General features: G+C 64.2%; 16 protein-coding genes. 14 read left to right on the forward strand and 2 right to left on the reverse strand.

From position 1 onward, the window contains the following. Positions 1-306, forward strand: a 306-nt coding sequence (locus GM658_RS28935) for a hypothetical protein (protein ID WP_170298958.1), incomplete at its 5' end; no start/stop codon positions are given. Continuing rightward, positions 288-1,211 carry a diguanylate cyclase domain-containing protein gene (locus GM658_RS24700; protein ID WP_155456732.1) on the forward strand — a complete coding sequence of 308 codons (924 nt, stop codon included), beginning with the start codon at positions 288-290 and terminating at the stop codon, positions 1,209-1,211. The genes GM658_RS28935 and GM658_RS24700, both read left to right, overlap by 19 nt. Here the strand turns inward: GM658_RS24700 and GM658_RS24705 are convergent. Further along, positions 1,192-2,181, reverse strand: a complete 990-nt coding sequence (locus GM658_RS24705; RefSeq protein WP_155456733.1) for a sensor domain-containing diguanylate cyclase — start codon at positions 2,179-2,181, stop codon at positions 1,192-1,194. The two genes, GM658_RS24700 and GM658_RS24705, sit on opposite strands and share 20 nt — an antisense overlap. A gap of 136 nt (positions 2,182-2,317) precedes the next feature. Between GM658_RS24705 and queE the strand changes: the two genes are divergently transcribed. The 10 genes from queE (at position 2,318) to nadC (ending at position 11,346) form a co-directional block, all read left to right on the forward strand. Then, on the forward strand, positions 2,318-2,950 hold the full coding sequence (gene queE, locus GM658_RS24710; protein WP_170298959.1) for a 7-carboxy-7-deazaguanine synthase: 633 nt from the start codon (positions 2,318-2,320) through the stop codon (positions 2,948-2,950). Further along, positions 2,951-3,394 carry a 6-carboxytetrahydropterin synthase QueD gene (gene queD / locus GM658_RS24715; RefSeq protein ID WP_155456734.1) on the forward strand — a complete coding sequence of 148 codons (444 nt, stop codon included), beginning with the start codon at positions 2,951-2,953 and terminating at the stop codon, positions 3,392-3,394. Positions 3,395-3,401: 7 nt separating this feature from the next. Continuing rightward, entirely contained in the window at positions 3,402-3,854 is a 453-nt protein-coding gene (gene tadA, locus GM658_RS24720) for a tRNA adenosine(34) deaminase TadA (RefSeq protein ID WP_229417057.1), read from the forward strand. Between the two features lie 40 nt (positions 3,855-3,894). After that, positions 3,895-4,791 (forward strand): alpha/beta fold hydrolase, encoded by an 897-nt coding sequence (locus GM658_RS24725; protein WP_155456736.1) that lies wholly within the window; start codon positions 3,895-3,897, stop codon positions 4,789-4,791. Beyond that, positions 4,788-5,690 (forward strand): muramoyltetrapeptide carboxypeptidase, encoded by a 903-nt coding sequence (gene ldcA / locus GM658_RS24730; RefSeq protein ID WP_170298960.1) that lies wholly within the window; start codon positions 4,788-4,790, stop codon positions 5,688-5,690. The genes GM658_RS24725 and ldcA overlap by 4 nt, the downstream gene beginning before the upstream one ends. Further along, positions 5,690-6,985 carry an NAD(P)/FAD-dependent oxidoreductase gene (locus GM658_RS24735; protein ID WP_155456737.1) on the forward strand — a complete coding sequence of 432 codons (1,296 nt, stop codon included), beginning with the start codon at positions 5,690-5,692 and terminating at the stop codon, positions 6,983-6,985. The genes ldcA and GM658_RS24735 overlap by 1 nt, the downstream gene beginning before the upstream one ends. 124 nt (positions 6,986-7,109) lie before the next feature. Next, the gene (locus GM658_RS24740; RefSeq protein WP_155456738.1) at positions 7,110-7,571 is read left to right on the forward strand and encodes a hypothetical protein; all 462 of its coding nucleotides are present in this window, start codon (positions 7,110-7,112) and stop codon (positions 7,569-7,571) included. A 177-nt stretch (positions 7,572-7,748) separates the two neighbouring features. Continuing rightward, on the forward strand, positions 7,749-9,350 hold the full coding sequence (locus GM658_RS24745) for an ABC-F family ATPase (protein ID WP_155456739.1): 1,602 nt from the start codon (positions 7,749-7,751) through the stop codon (positions 9,348-9,350). Then, the gene (gene nadA / locus GM658_RS24750) at positions 9,350-10,483 is read left to right on the forward strand and encodes a quinolinate synthase NadA (RefSeq protein WP_155456740.1); all 1,134 of its coding nucleotides are present in this window, start codon (positions 9,350-9,352) and stop codon (positions 10,481-10,483) included. Before GM658_RS24745 ends, nadA begins: the two co-directional genes overlap by 1 nt. Next, positions 10,480-11,346, forward strand: coding sequence for a carboxylating nicotinate-nucleotide diphosphorylase (gene nadC, locus GM658_RS24755; RefSeq protein WP_155456741.1), 867 nt, complete (start codon positions 10,480-10,482; stop codon positions 11,344-11,346). Before nadA ends, nadC begins: the two co-directional genes overlap by 4 nt. A 198-nt stretch (positions 11,347-11,544) precedes the next feature. Here nadC and GM658_RS24760 read toward each other — a convergent pair whose 3' ends face one another. Continuing rightward, entirely contained in the window at positions 11,545-13,245 is a 1,701-nt protein-coding gene (locus GM658_RS24760; protein WP_155456742.1) for an MFS transporter, read from the reverse strand. Between the two features lie 188 nt (positions 13,246-13,433). Between GM658_RS24760 and GM658_RS24765 the strand changes: the two genes are divergently transcribed. Then, entirely contained in the window at positions 13,434-14,612 is a 1,179-nt protein-coding gene (locus GM658_RS24765) for an acetyl-CoA C-acyltransferase (RefSeq protein ID WP_155456743.1), read from the forward strand. Beyond that, positions 14,612-16,417 carry an acyl-CoA dehydrogenase gene (locus tag GM658_RS24770; RefSeq protein WP_155456744.1) on the forward strand — a complete coding sequence of 602 codons (1,806 nt, stop codon included), beginning with the start codon at positions 14,612-14,614 and terminating at the stop codon, positions 16,415-16,417. Before GM658_RS24765 ends, GM658_RS24770 begins: the two co-directional genes overlap by 1 nt. Positions 16,418-16,430 lie beyond the last annotated feature (13 nt).

The following is a 16,430-nucleotide window of genomic DNA, read 5'->3' on the forward strand; positions in this document are numbered from 1 at the left end:
CATTTCGCGCAGGCGCAGGCGGCGCTCAGCGCCACGCTGGCGGCGGCCGCGCGCTGGCTGGAACTGGAGCAGGCGCCGCCGGCCGCCATGGCGCAGCAGGATTTGCGCGGCGCCATGCAGACGCTGACCGACATGCTGAGACGGCAAGACCTCGACGCCCTGGCGCAGTTCCGCCAGTTGCGCCCGCAATTGGCCAGCGCGCGCGGCGCCGCCGCCGCGGCCCAGCTTGAAACCGCCATAGAAGCGCTGGACTTCGGTACCGCGCTCGACGTCCTGAGTGAGGAAGCATGGAAAGCACCATCCTGATCATCGATGACAACCCCGACACCATCCGCCTGCTCAGCGTCATGCTGCGCCAACAGGCGCGCGTGCTGTTCGCCACCAATGGCATGGCCGGGCTGGAAATCGCCCGCGCCCAGCGTCCCAACCTGATCCTTCTGGACGTGCAGATGAAGAGCATGGACGGCTTTGCCGTGTGCGAGCGCATCATGGCCGACCCCGACCTGCGCCACTGCCCGGTCATCTTCGTCACCGCCAGCGGCGGCGTGGAAAGCGAGATCGCCTGCCTCGATGCCGGCGCCGTGGACTTCATCACCAAGCCGCTGAGCGGGCCGGTGGTGCAGGCGCGCGTGCGCACCCACCTGCGGCTGCAGGCGGCGCTGGCCAGCCTGGACAACCTGGCGCACAAGGACGGACTGACCGGCCTGCACAACCGCCGCTACTTCGATGAACAGATGGCGCTGGAGATCGCGCGCCACCGGCGCCAGGGCGCGGCGCTGGGCGTGGCGCTGGTCGATGTCGACCACTTCAAGCTGTACAACGACCATTACGGCCACCAGATGGGCGACGAATGCCTGCGCGCCGTGGCGCAGGCGCTGACGCAGTGCACGCGCCGCCCGGGCGAACTGGTGGCGCGCTACGGCGGCGAGGAATTCGTGGTGCTGCTGCCCAATAGCTGCGAGGAGGAAGTGCTGCGCTACGGCGACTGGATCTGCCGCCACGTGGCCGCGCTCGCGCTGCCGCACGCCGCGTCGCCGGTGGCGCGCCACGTGACCATCAGCGCCGGCCTGTGCTCGGTGGCGCCGGACATCGAGGACGGCCCGGCCAGCCTGCTGGAGGCGGCCGACAAGGCGCTGTACGAAGCCAAGCGCTCCGGCCGCAACCGCGCCTGCATCGGCGGCCCGGCGCAGGCTAAGTGCCTGGCAGGCTGATACGGTTACGCCCCATATGCTTGGCGCGGTAGAGCGCCGCGTCGGCGGTGGCCACCAGCTGCGCCGGCTGCTGTTCGTGCGAGGCGATGGCGGTGGCGGCGCCGATGCTGACGGTGACGAAACGGGCCGGCGCGCCGCGATTGGGCTGGCGCAGCGCTTCGACCCGGCAGCGGATGCGTTCGGCCACGATGGCGGCGCCCTTCAGCGACTGGTTGGGCAGGATCACGGCGAATTCCTCGCCGCCGTAGCGCGCCACCAGGTCGTTGGCGCGCATTTCGCTGGCCAGCGCGGTGGCGATGCGCTTCAGGCAGTCGTCCCCGCCTACATGGCCGTAAGCGTCGTTGTACTGCTTGAAATTATCGACGTCGACCATCAGCAGCGACAAGGGCTGCGCCTGGCGCAGGGCGCGCTGCCATTCGGCCAGCAGCGTATGGTCGAAGCAGCGCCGGTTGGCCAAGCCGGTCAGGCCGTCGCGCGTGGCCAGTTGCTCGAGCGCGATCTGGGCCTGCTTTTCTTCGGTCAGGTCGCGCAGCGTCTCCACCACCGCCACCAGCAGGCCGTCGCTGTCGTAGATCGGGCTGGCGTCGGCCGCCAGGTAGCGGCGGCCGGTGGTGCGCGGCATCTCGCACCAGTTTTCCGCGCACAGCTTGTCGCGCGTGCCGCCCGGGTCGCGCGCCTGGCCGTCATACAGGTCGAGGATTTCGCCGGTGCGCCCGGCAATCACCAGGTCGGCCAGGGTAGGGCGCTGCATGGCGTAAAAGGCGCACCAGTGGCCGCTGGTGCCGAGCAGCTCGGCGGCCGGCACGCCGGTCAGGCGCTCGCAGGCGCGGTTCCAGATGATGACGCGGCCGGCGGCGTCGAGCACGAAGGTGGGAATTACCAGCAGCTCCATGAGCTTCAGGGCGAAGCCTTGCGGCTGCGCGGCCGTGGATGCGTCCATCAGAGGGGAGATCTTGAGGAGACTATTCATTTGGCGGCGTCCTGTTCACTGCGTCCGGAACCTGATTGTGCCGCCGCTGCCAGCGCTAAATGTTGACGAAGCGCAAAGCCGTTTCGTTTCGTGAAACGCGCTATAATGTAGGGTTGCCGATCAGTGGATTCACCCCGTGACTTATAGCATCAAGGAAATTTTCTACACCCTGCAGGGCGAAGGCGCCCATGCCGGGCGTCCCGCCGTGTTCTGCCGCTTTGCCGGCTGCAACCTGTGGACTGGCCGCGAACAAGACCGCGCCAGCGCCGTCTGCCAGTTCTGCGATACCGATTTCGTCGGCACGGACGGCGAGCGCGGCGGCAAGTTCGCCGCGCCGGCCGCGCTGGCGCAGGAAATCGACAGCCTGTGGCCGGCCGGGGCGGGGCACAAGTACGTGGTGTTTACCGGCGGCGAACCGCTGCTGCAGCTCGATGCGCCGCTGATCGAGGCCATGCATGCGCTGGGCTTTACCATTGCGATTGAAACCAATGGCACCATCGCGGTGCCGCCGGGCGTGGACTGGGTCTGCGTCAGCCCGAAGATGGGTTCGCAGCTGGTGGTGCGCAAAGGCAATGAAATCAAGGTCGTGATCCCGCAGAAGGAGCAGGACCTGGCCGCCTACGAAGGCCTGGATTTCGAGAACTTCTTCGTGCAGCCGATGGACGGCCCGCTGGCGGCCTTCAATACCGCGCTGGCGATCGAAACCTGCAAGCGCAATCCGAAATGGAAACTGAGCCTGCAAACCCATAAACTGTTGAATATTCCGTAAATGCTGACTATCACGCGCAAGCTGGAATTCGATGCCGGCCATCGTATTCCTGACCACAAGAGCCAGTGCCGCAACCTGCACGGCCACCGCTACACCCTGGAAATCACCCTGACCGGCAAGGTGATCGACGCCGAAGGCAATTCCGACAACGGCATGATCATGGATTTTTCCGACGTCAAGACCATCGCCAAGGAGCACCTGGTCGACGTCTGGGACCACGCCTTCCTGGTGTATGAAAAGGACGCGTCGGTGAAGGACTTCCTGGCCTCGCTGCCGAACCACAAGACGGTGGTGATCGACCGCATCCCGACGGTGGAAAACCTGGCCGCCGTGGCCTGGGACATCCTGCAAGCCGCCTTCCAGGACCGCTACGGCACCGGCCTGCACCTGCACAAGCTGGTGCTGCACGAAACCCCGAACTGCTGGGCTGAAATTGTCGAGTGAAGCGTATATGCGCGAAGCGCTGCTTGAAGCGCGCCGCGCCTGGGCCGAAGGCGAGGTGCCGGTGGGCGCCGTCGTCGTCAAGGACGGGGTGGTGATCGGCCGCGGCTACAACCAGCCGATCGGCCGCCACGACCCGACCGCCCACGCCGAAATCGTCGCCATGCGCGCCGCCGCCGAAGCGCTGGGCAATTACCGCCTGCCCGGCTGCGAGCTGTATGTCACGCTCGAGCCTTGCGTGATGTGTTCCGGCGCCATGATGCACGCCCGCCTGGCGCGCATTATTTACGGCGCGAGCGACCCCAAGACCGGGGCCTGCGGCTCGGTGGTGAATATCTTCGGGAGCGAACAGCTGAACCACCATGCCGAAGTGGAAGGCGGCCTGCTGGCCGGCGACTGCGGCCAGGTGCTGAAGGATTTCTTCGCCGAACGCCGGGCTTTGCGCAAAAACAACGTGGCCTAAGGGCGCGCCACGCCCGGCCGTGGCGGTGCTATGCTGGGCCATGGCCAGCGTTGATATAAACGGTATTACCATTAGTTACGAGTGCAGCGGCGACCCGGCCGGGCCGGCCGTGCTGCTGAACATGGGCCTGGCACTGCAACTCATTTCCTGGCCATATGAATTCGTCGATGGGCTGGTGCAGCGCGGCTACCGCGTCATCCGCTACGACAACCGCGATGCCGGCCTGTCTTCCCAGCTCGACCACCTCGGGGCGCCGAATCTCTGGCTGGCCTACCTGCGCCACCTGTTCGGCTGGCGCCAGCGCGCGGCCTATACCCTGAACGATATGGCCGGCGACGCGGTCGGCCTGCTCGATGCATTGGGCGTGGCGGCCGCGCATATCGTTGGCGTATCGATGGGCGGCATGGTGTCGCAGATCCTGGCGGCGCGCTATCCGGCGCGCACCCTGAGCCTGACCTCCATCATGTCGAGCAGCGGCCGTCCGGGCTTGCCGGGCCCTACGCCGGCTGCGCGCCGCATCCTGCTGCGCCGCACGCCCAGCGCCCACCACCGGGCGCGCGTGGTGGAGCAGATGGTCGACACCTTCCGCACGATCGGCAGCCCGGCCTTCCCGATGCCGGAACAGCTGCTGCGCCAGATGGTGGGCGAAGCCGTCGCCCGCAACGTCAATGGCGACGGCGTGGCGCGCCAGCTGCTGGCGATTGCGGCGTCCGGTGACCGCAGCGCACTGCTGCACGATATCCGCTGCCCGTCGCTGGTGATCCACGGCGATGCCGATCCGCTGGTGCCCTGCGCTTGCGGCATCGACACGGCGCGCCAGATCCCGGGCGCACGGCTGGAAGTGATCGAAGGCATGGGGCATGACATGCCGCCGGCCGTTGTTGGCAGGCTGCTAACCTTGCTCGAACAACACCTGCGGAGTAATATGGCCGGGTGAAAAATATCGGAATTGCCATCGCCGCTCCCGGCGGCTACGCCCTCGATGACGCCGCGCTGGCACGCGGCATTGCCCGCCTTGAAGCGCAGGGCCACATCGTCCACAACTACTACGATGCGGAGCGCAAGTTCCAGCGTTTCGCCGCGAGCGACGACGGCCGCCTGGCGCAGCTCAACGCCGCTGCCGCGGACCCGGCTTGCCAGCTCGTGGTGATGCTGCGCGGGCAGTACGGCATCAGCCGCATCCTGCCGCGCATCGATTTCCGGGCGATGGCCGACAGCGGCAAGCTGTTTTCGGGCTATAGCGATATCACCGCTTTTCATATGGGGCTGTTCCAGGCCACCGGCCGCATCAGCTTTGCCGGGCCCATGATGTGCGATGACTTCATCCGCGAAGAGCCGGTGGAGTACACGCTGCAGCAGTTCTGGGACTGCCTGCGCGGGCCGACCCATTCGGTGCGTGGTACGGCGGCCGGCAATCCGGCGCTCGACGTGGCGGGCACGCTGTGGGGCGGCAACCTGGCGATGGTCAACCATTTGATCGGCACGCCGTACTGGCCGCGGATTGAGGGCGGCATCCTGTTCCTGGAGGATATCGCCGAGCATCCCTATCGTATTGAGCGCATGCTGCTGCAGCTGCATTTCGCTGGTGTGCTGGGGCGGCAGAGAGCCATCGTTCTGGGGGACTTCTCCGGCTACCGCTTGTCTCCTAATGACAATGGCTTTGATTTCGACGCCATGCTGGCCTTCATCCGCGAGACAGTTGGCGTTCCGGTGCTGACTGGACTGCCGTTCGGCCACGTCAAGGAGCGTTGCACCTTGCCTTTCGGTGCGCAGGCGCACCTGGTTTCGGATGCCGAAGGATTCGAACTCACTGTCAGTGGCTATCCCACCTTGTGATGAACGGCGCGGGGAGCTACTACCGCGCCACCGCTCCCGGCGCGCAATACGCCGCGCTGGCGGGCCGTCATAAGGCTCGTGTCTGCATTATCGGTGCCGGTTTCGCAGGCCTTGCCACGGCCATGTCGCTCATGGAGCACGGCGAACGGGATGTGGTGCTGCTGGAGGCTGAACGGATCGGCCACGGCGCTTCCGGCCGCAACGGCGGCTTTGTGTTCGGCGGCTATTCGCTCGATGAACAGGCCTTGCTTGCGACGGTCGGGGTGGAGCAGGGGAGGCGGCTTTACCAGCTGACGCTGGGCGCCGTTGAGCAGATTCGCCGCCGCATCTCTCAATACTCGATCGATTGCGACGCGACGCATAGCGGCATCTATCTCGCCAACTGGTTCGACGATCCGCGCGCGCTCGATGAGCGCCAAACCTTCATGCGCGAACATCTCGGCGTTGAATGGCTGCGTATCCCGCCCGCCGATTTTGCGGACCGTGCGCGCAGCGAGCGCTATTTCGGCGCGCTGTATGAAGAAAACGCCTTCCACTTTCATCCGCTGAAGTACGCGCAGGGCCTGGCAGGCGCGCTGCAAGCGGGCGGCTTGCGCGTTCACGAAACAAGCCGCGCGACCGCGATCGAAGCTTTGGTCCGTATCGCCGATGGCGCAGGTGGCGGCGCACGCTGGCGCGTCGCAACGGCGGGCGGGGAGGTGGTTTGCGACGAGGTGGTTGTCTGCTGCGGCGGCTACATCGAGCGCCTTTATCCCGCGCTTGCCGGTGCTATTTTGCCAATCGCCACCTATGTCATGGTGACGGAGCCGCTGGGCGATCGCATGTCCCTGGCACTGGCGACCGAAGCCGCCATCTACGACACCCGCTTCGCGTTCGATTACTACCGCCCATTGCAGGACAGCCGCCTGCTGTGGGGCGGTCGTATCTCGATTCGTTCCCGCGGCCCGCAAGACGTGGCGCGCTTGCTGTACGAAGACATGCTGAAAGTCTACCCTCAGCTGTCTGGGGCCAAGGTCGATTACGCCTGGAGTGGCTTGATGAGCTATGGCCGCCATAAAATGCCGCAACTCGGCAAGCTGCCAAATGGCGTCTGGTACGGCATGGGTTTTGGCGGACACGGAGTCGGCCCCACCTCGCTGGCTGGCGACGTCCTCTCCGCAGCCCTGATGGGCGAATTGAGCAAAGTCGACCAGTTCGCCGCCTGGGGATTGCCCACCACCGGTGGCCCGGCCGGCCTCCTGGCCGCACAGCTCACTTACTGGTACTACGAGTTGCGGGACTGGATGCGGCAGTAGGGGATATATGTCGATTTCCCCCAAAAGTCTCCCACGGTCTGAAGCGAACTTTTTTGGTCTCCCTTGAACTTTTTTGGTCTGGTTTAGGTCCAAGTTGGCGCTCAAATTTGAAAGGACGAACGCTATGAAACCGTTTCTGTTCAGCTTGCCGGCGTCATTTGAAACCTATCAGGGCCTAGGGAATTTCATGTGCGAGCAGGGCATCAAGCAAGAAATGTATGAGCTTGTGGACTCCATTGTCAAAGAATGGATGGAGCGCTTCCTCGATCGACAAGCTCATCAATCAGCCTCGACGCTCGACGGCTATCAGTGGAAGTGCCTTTTTCTTCCAAATGGAACGACTTTGCGGACAGTCTACAAGCGTAAGAGTTATCTGGCTCATGTGGAAGGGAGTGAGCTTCGTTTTGAGGGGCGGTGCGTATCGCCAGGACAGTTCGTTGATGAGGTCGCCCATTGTCCCCGAAACGCTTGGCGGACTATATGGTTGCGCTATCCAAATGAGGTCGAATGGAAACAGGCGATGACTTTGCGCATGAAAACGACAGATCGGGAGACCAAAAGAGACGCTGGGAGACCAAAAAAGTAGCAAAGAGACCGAATCAGACTTTCGGCCCAAATCGAAAAGGGTCATCGACCGCTCCCGCGGCGTTCGCAGTGGTGATCTTTGCAATATTTTAGCCGCGCGTCCCATGGCCGATCCTAGGCGGCCGCTCGGTCGGCGGGGTATAATGCCCGATTCGCTTTTTCCCACTATTATTCCAGCATGCTTTCTACCGCTAACATCACCATGCAGTTCGGCGCCAAGCCGCTGTTCGAGAACATTTCCGTCAAGTTTGGCGACGGTAACCGCTACGGCCTGATCGGCGCGAACGGCTGCGGCAAGTCGACCTTCATGAAAATCCTTGGCGGCGACCTCGAACCGTCCGCCGGCAACGTGAGCCTGGACGCCAACGAGCGCCTCGGCAAGCTGCGCCAGGACCAGTTCGCCTACGAAGAGATGCGCGTGCTGGACGTGGTCATGATGGGCCACACCGAAATGTGGGAAGCGATGACCAAGCGCGACGCCATCTACGCCAACCCGGAAGCGACCGACGACGACTACATGGAAGCGGCCGAACTGGAAGGCAAGGTCGCCGAATACGACGGCTATACCGCCGAAGCGCGCGCCGGCGAACTGCTGATGGGCGCCGGCATCGACATCAGCCTGCACCAGGGCCCGATGAGCGCCGTGGCGCCGGGCTGGAAGCTGCGCGTGCTGCTGGCGCAGGCGCTGTTCTCCAACCCGCACATCCTGCTGCTGGACGAACCGACCAACAACCTGGACATCAACACCATCCGCTGGCTGGAAGACACGCTGAACCAGCGTGATTCCACGATGATCATCATTTCCCACGATCGCCACTTCCTGAACCAGGTCTGCACCCACGTGGCCGACATGGACTACGGCACGCTGAAGATCTATCCGGGCAACTACGACGAATACATGCTGGCCTCGACCCAGGCCCGCAACCAGCAGCTGGCCAACAACGCCAAGGCCAAAGAGAAGGTCGCCGAACTGCAGGACTTCGTACGCCGCTTCTCGGCCAACAAGTCCAAGGCCCGCCAGGCGACTTCGCGCGCCAAGATGATCGACAAGATCAAGATCGAGGACATCAAGCCATCGTCGCGTGCCTATCCGTTCGTGCGCTTTGACGGCGAGAAGAAGCTGCACCGCCTGGCCGTGGAAACCCAGGGCATCTCGAAAACTTACGACCGTACCCTGTTCAAGAACGTGGACCTGATGGTCGAAGCCGGCGAGCGCATCGCCATCATCGGCGCCAACGGCGCCGGCAAGACCACCATGCTGCGCTGCATCGGCGGCAAGGACATCACTGGCCTGGACAGCGACACCGGCCTGGTGAAATGGGCGGAAAACGCCAATGTCGGCTACATGCCGCAAGACCCGACCGAAGAATTCGCGGTCGACATCAACCTGACCGACTGGATGGGCCAGTGGACCAAGGAAGGCGACGACGACCAGGCCGTGCGCTCCTCGCTGGGCCGCCTGCTGTTCGGCGGCGATGAAGTCAAGAAATCTGTGAAGGTCCTGTCGGGTGGTGAAAAAGGCCGTATGATGTATGGCAAGCTGATGCTGGGCCGTCACAATGTCCTGCTGCTGGACGAGCCGACCAACCACATGGACATGGAATCGATCGAGTCGCTCAACATCGCCCTGGAAAAGTACGCCGGCACCCTGATCTTCGTGTCGCACGACCGCGAGTTCGTTTCCTCGCTGGCCACCCGCATCATCGAGATCAAGGAAAACGAAGTCGTGGACTTCCGCGGCGGCTATGAAGAATACCTGAAGAGCCAAGGCATCGAGTAATGATTGAAACTCCGATCAAGACTGTCGAATTCGAGAAGCCAGTCGAAGGCGGCAGCTGCGTGGCCCATGCGTGGGCGCGCACCCCGGCACCTGTGCCGGCCAATGAAAAGATCCTGCTGAAGGAACGCATCAAGACCCTGCTGCGCCAGCGCAACGCCGTGCTGGTGGCCCACTACTACGTGGACGCCGACCTGCAGGACCTGGCCGAAGAAACCGGCGGCTGCGTGTCCGACTCGCTGGAAATGGCGCGCTTCGGGCGCGACCACCCGGCCAAGACCCTGGTCGTGGCAGGCGTGAAATTCATGGGCGAGACGTCGAAGATCCTGAGCCCTGAAAAGACCGTCCTGATGCCGGACCTGGACGCCACCTGCTCGCTGGACCTGGGCTGCCCGCCGGAAGACTTCATCGCCTTCTGCGACCAGCACCCGGACCGCACCGTGGTGGTGTACGCCAACACCAGCGCCGCCGTGAAAGCGCGCGCCGACTGGATGGTGACCTCCTCGATCGGCCTGGACATCGTCAAGCACCTGCACGAGCAGGGCAAGAAGATCCTGTGGGCGCCGGACAAGCACCTGGGCGGCTACATCCAGAAGCAGACCGGCGCCGACATGCTGCTGTGGCAGGGCTCCTGCCTGGTGCACGACGAATTCAAGGGCGTCGAACTGGACCTGCTGAAAGCCGAACACCCGAACGCAAAAGTCCTGGTGCACCCTGAATCGCCGGCCAGCGTGGTCGAGCAGGCCGACGTGGTGGGCTCCACCTCGCAGCTGATCGCCGCCGCAGTCAGCCTGCCGAACACCGAATTCATCGTCGCCACCGACAACGGCATCCTGCACAAGATGCGCATGGCCGCGCCGGGCAAGACCTTCTTCGAAGCGCCGACCGCCGGCAACAGCGCCACCTGCAAGAGCTGCGCGCACTGCCCGTGGATGGCGATGAATGGCCTGCGCAACCTGGCCGACGTGCTGGAAAACATGAACAACGAAATCCACGTCGATCCTGAAGTGGGCAAGCTGGCGCAGCGTTCGATCAACCGCATGCTCGATTTCGCGGCCGCCAAGAAGGCCAAAGTCGCTCCAGGTGCAGACCTGGCGAAAGAAGCGCAACTGTTCCAAGGTATTGGTCCCGCATGAGCACCCTCAAAAATAGATTCGCACCGTTTGACGATGCGCTGGCGGGCGCGTACGAGCGCAACCTGCTGGCGGCCCTGATGGAAGACATCGGTACCGGCGACCTGACCGGCAAGCTGGTGCCGGAAGACGGCCGCGCCACCGCGCGCGTGATCGTGCGCGAAGAAGCCGTGCTGTGCGGCGCGCCCTGGTTCGAAGGGGTGATGGAAGCGCTCGATCCGTCCATCGGCATCGAATGGCACTACGCGGAAGGCGACCTGATGGCCGCCGACTCGCCCGTGTGCACCATCGTCGGCCCGGCGCGCGCCATCCTCACTGCCGAGCGCTCGGCGCTGAACTTCATGCAGCTGATGTCCGGGGTGGCGAGCGCCACCCGCCGCTATGTCGACGTGATCGCCGGCACCACTGCGGCCATCCTCGACACCCGCAAGAGCATTCCGGGCATGCGCCTGGCGCAGAAGTACGCGGTACGCGTGGGCGGCGGCCAGAACCAGCGCCTGGCGCTGTACGACGGCATTCTGATCAAGGAAAACCACATCGCGGCGGCCGGCGGCATCACCGCCGCGCTGGCGGCGGCCAAGCGCCTCGATGCCAAGGTCAGCATCCAGGTCGAAGTGGAAACCCTGGCGCAGCTGGAAGAAGCGTTGAGTGCGGGCGCGCTCTCGATCCTGCTCGACAACTTCAACCTCGATATGATGCGCCAGGCAGTGCAGATCAACGGCGGCCGTGCGCTGCTGGAAGCCTCCGGCGGCGTCAACTTCGACACCGTGCGCGCGATTGCCGAAACCGGCGTGCACCGCATCTCCATCGGCGCCCTGACCAAAGACATCAAGGCCACCGACTTCTCCCTGCGCATCATCGGCTAAACCGCCGGCGTAGCCGATACAGCTCAACACGCCGGCCTGTGTCCCCATCTAAGATGGTCTGGGGTGCAGGCTGGAACGTGCAATGGGCTGGTTTCTCGGCTATTCGTTTTGCTGGGACTCGCGGTAATGTCTGTTTGGCAGCACTGGATAAAATAAAGCCGCCCGTAGGCGGCTTTACCGGCTTGAGCGCAGTAAGTTTTAGTCGTGCGCGTAGATGTTATTGTCCTTGGTCTCACCCACGAACAGCGCGCCGATCACCAGGGTCGCCAGGGCGATCACGATCGGGTACCACAGGCCGTAGTAGATGTCGCCCTTGAAGGCCACCAGCGCGAAGGCGGTGGTCGGCAGCAGGCCGCCGAACCAGCCGTTGCCGATATGGTATGGCAGCGACATCGACGTGTAGCGGATACGGGTCGGGAACAGCTCGACCAGCATGGCGGCGATCGGGCCGTAGACCATGGTCACGTACAGCACCAGGATCCACAGGATCAGCACCATCATCGGCTTGTTGATCTGGGCCGGGTCAGCCTTGGCCGGATAGCCGGCGGCCTTGACGGTGTCGCCCACTGCCTTTTTCAGCTCGCCTTCCTTCTTCTTCGAATCGGCATCGAAGTTCAGGCCATCGGCGGTCATGCTGGCATTGAACGACTGCACTTCCTTGTCGCCCACCTTGATCACGGCAACGCTGCCGGCTGGCGCATCCTGGCGGGTATAGGCCACCGAAGCCTTGGACAGCATGGACGTGGCGATATCGCAGGACGATGGGAATTTCTTCTCGCCGGTCGCGTTGAACTGGAAGTGGCAGGAGGCAGGGTCAGCCACCACCACCACCGGCGAATTCTTGATCGCCGCTTCCAGCGCCGGATTGCCGTAGTGGGTGAGGGCGCCGAAGAGCGGGAAGTAGGTCGCTGCGGCGATCAGGCAGCCGCCCAGGATGATCCATTTGCGGCCGATCTTGTCCGACAGGCTGCCGAAGAAGATGAAGAACGGGGTCGCCAGCGCCAGGGCAATGGCGATCAGGATGTTCGCCGTGGCGATATCCATCTTCAGCGTCTGGATCATGAAGAACAGCGCGTAGAACTGGCCGGTGTACCACACCACCGCCTGGCCCATGGTCAGGCCGACCAGCGCCAGGATCACGATCTTCAGGTTCTTCCACTGGCCGAATGCCTCGCTCAGGGGCGCCTTGGAAGTCTTGCCTTCGGCCTTCATCTTGGCGAATGCAGGGGACTCATTCATGGACAGTCGGATCCACACGGAGATGCCCAGCAGCGCCACCGAGACCAGGAACGGAATGCGCCAGCCCCAGGCTTCGAATTCTTCCAGCGGCATCGCGGTGCGGCAGGCCAGGATCACCAGCAGCGACAGGAAGAAGCCCAGCGTGGCGGTGGTCTGGATCCAGGCCGTGAACATGCCGCGCTTGCCATGCGGCGCATGCTCGGCCACATAGGTTGCCGCGCCGCCGTACTCGCCGCCCAGCGCCAGGCCTTGCAGCAGGCGCAGCGTGACCAGGATGATCGGCGCCGCTGCGCCGATGCTGTCGTAGTTGGGCAGCAGGCCGACGATGAAGGTGGACAGGCCCATGATCAGGATCGTCACCAGGAAGGTGTACTTACGCCCGATCATGTCGCCCAGGCGGCCGAACACGATGGCGCCGAAGGGGCGCACGATGAAGCCGGCGGCAAAGGCCAGCAGGGCGAAAATGAAGGACGTGGTCGGATCGCCTTTGAAGAACTGCTTGGCGATGATGGACGCCAGGGAACCGTACAGGTAAAAGTCGTACCATTCGAACACGGTACCGAGGGAAGAGGCGAAGATGACCTTCTTCTCTTCCTTGGTCATCGGGGCTGCTTTACCCCCTACGCTCCGCCCGTCGGCGGTGCCGGAACTGATTGCCATGATGCTTATCTCCAATATAGTAGTAGTGTGTATTTCAAATGCTTCAACGGCAGGATGGAGTCTGGACCCTGTTCCTTACGTCATGCTTGCTTGAAACTTACACAAAACTTACACACCAAACAATTTATAGCACGACCGTGCTAAAGCTGTGCTATGCTGGCCCGAGACTATTTCACGAGGAGAGCTTCATGACCGACGCCGTCATCGTTTCGACCGCCCGCACCGGCCTTGCCAAGTCCTGGAAAGGCGCCTTCAACATGACCCACGGCGCCACGCTGGGCGGCCACGTGCTGCAGGCGGCCATCGCCCGCGCCGGCATCGAGGCTGGCGAGATCGAAGACGTGATCATGGGCTGCGCCAATCCGGAAGGCGCCACCGGCGGCAATATCGCGCGCCAGATCGCCCTGCGCGCCGGCGCCCCGGTCAGCGTGCCGGGCATGACCGTCAACCGCTTCTGTTCCTCCGGCTTGCAGACCATCGCCACCGCCGCCCAGCGCGTGCTGGCCGGCGAAGGCGACATTTTCGCCGCTGGCGGCGTGGAATCGATCTCCTGCGTGCAGCAGGAAATGAATATGCACATGTATATGGACGTCTGGCTCAAGGAGCACAAGCCGGCCATCTACCTGCCCATGCTGCAGACCGCGGAAATCGTGGCCAAGCGCTACTGCATCCCGAAAGAGCGCCAGGATGAATACGGCGTGCAGTCGCAGCAGCGCGCCGCCGCTGCGCAGGCCGCCGGCCGCTTCGACGCCGAGATCGTGCCGATAACCGTCACCATGGGCGTGGCCGACAAGGCCAGCGGCACCCTGGGCACGCGCCAGGTCACCATCGCCGCCGACGAGGGCATCCGCGCCGACACCACCATCGAAGCGGTGCGCGCCATCCGCACTGCGGTGCCGGGCGGGGTGATCACGGCCGGCAACGCCAGCCAGTTTTCCGACGGCGCCTCCTGCGCCATCGTCATGAGCGACCGCGTGGCCGCCGCCAAAGGCTTGCAGCCGCTGGGCATCTTCCGCGCCTTCGCCGTGGCCGGCTGCGAGCCCGACGAAATGGGCATCGGCCCGGTGTTCGCCGTGCCCAAGCTGCTCAAGAAGGCCGGCCTGAAAGTGGAAGACATCGGCCTGTGGGAATTGAACGAAGCCTTCGCCGTCCAGGTGCTGTATTGCGCCGACCAGCTGGGCATCCCGCTGGAGCGCTTGAACGTCAATGGCGGCGCCATCGCCGTCGGCCATCCTTACGGCGTGTCCGGCGCCCGCATGGTTGGCCACGCGCTGATCGAGGGCAAGCGGCGTGGCGTGAAATATGTGGTGGTCACCATGTGCATCGGTGGCGGCCAGGGCGCGGCAGGCCTGTTCGAGGTAGTGTGATGGCGCCCCGCCTGCTGAACAGGCGCGACCTCGAGTTCATGCTGTACGACTGGCTCGATGTCGAAAGCCTGGCCGCGCGCCCGCGCTTTGCCGACCATAGCCGCGAGACCTTCACGGCCGCCCTCGACACCGCCGAGCAGATCGCCACCGACTTGTTCGCCCCGCACAACAAGCTGAGCGACCGGCAGGAGCCGCAGTTCGACGGCGAGCGCGTGAGCGTGATCCCGGAGGTCAAGCGCGCGCTCGATGCCTTTTCGGCGGCAGGCCTGATGGCGGCCAGCCAGGATTACGCGCTGGGCGGCATGCAGCTGCCGCTGACGGTGGAAAAGGCGCTCACCGCCTATTTCACCGCCGCGAACATGGCCACCGCCAGCTATGCCTTCCTCACCATCGGCAACGCGAATACCTTGCTCAAATGCGCCAGCAGCGCCCAGGTCGAACATTACGTGCGGCCCATGCTGGAGGGGCGCTGGTTCGGCACCATGTGCCTGAGCGAGCCGCAGGCCGGCTCCAGCCTGTCCGACATCAGCACCCGCGCCGAGCCGGATGCCGGCGCACCCGGCCAGTATCGCCTGAGCGGCAACAAGATGTGGATTTCCGCCGGCGAGCACGAACTGGCGGAGAATATCGTGCACCTGGTGCTGGCGAAAATCCCCGGCGCCGATGGCAAGCTGGTGCCCGGGGTCAAGGGCATCTCGCTGTTCATCGTCCCCAAATTCCTCGACGGCGGCGAGCGCAATGACATCGCGCTGGCGGGCCTGAACCACAAGATGGGCAACCGCGGCACCACCAACTGCCTGCTCAATTTCGGCGAAGGCCGCCACCGCCCCGGCGGACGGGCCGGCGCCATCGGCTACCTGGTGGGCCGCGAAGGCCAGGGCTTGCTCAACATGTTCCACATGATGAACGAGGCGCGCATCGGCGTTGGCCTCGCCGCGGCCGTGCTGGGCTACACCGGCTACCTGCACGCGCTGGACTACGCGCGCGAGCGCCCGCAAGGCCGTCATCCCGCCGCCAAGGACCCGTCTTCGCCGCAGCTGCCCATCATTGCCCACACCGACGTGCGGCGCATGCTGCTGGCGCAAAAGGCTTACGTGGAAGGGGCGCTTGGCTTGTGCCTGTACAGCGCGCACCTGGTCGACGACGAGCACTCCGGCGACACGCCGGAGCAGCGCCAGCGCGCTGGCCGCCTGCTGGAATTCCTGACGCCCATTACCAAATCCTGGCCTTCGCAATGGTGCCTGGAGGCGAACAGCCTGGCCATCCAGGTGCACGGCGGCTACGGCTACACCCGCGAATACAACGTCGAACAGTTCTACCGCGACAACCGTCTGAACCAGATCCACGAGGGCACGCACGGCATCCACGGCCTGGACCTGCTGGGACGCAAGGCCACCATCCACGATGGGGCGCTGCTCAAGACCATGGGCGAAGAAGTGCGCGCCACGGTGAACACCGCGCGCGGCGTGCGCCAGCTGGCCGCGCACGCCGACGCGCTCGATGCCGCCTGGCGCCGGATCGAGCAGGTCACACAGGCCCTGTATGGCGCGCCCGACTTGAACCAGACCCTGGCCAACGCCACCGTCTACCTGGAAGCGGTCGGGCACGTCGTCGTCGCCTGGATCTGGCTGCAGCAAGCCATGGCGGCCGTCGCAGGGCTGCCTGAAGACGACGATTTCCGCCGCGGCAAACTGCAGGCCTGCCGCTATTTCTACCAATGGGAGCTGCCCAAGGTCCAGCCGCAGCTGGATTTGCTGGCCGCACTCGACACCACAACACTCGACATGCAAGACGCATGGTTCTAACAAGGAGATTTTG

The organism is Massilia eburnea, from assembly GCF_009720745.1.
In the GTDB taxonomy this organism is placed as follows: domain Bacteria; phylum Pseudomonadota; class Gammaproteobacteria; order Burkholderiales; family Burkholderiaceae_D; genus Rugamonas; species Rugamonas eburnea.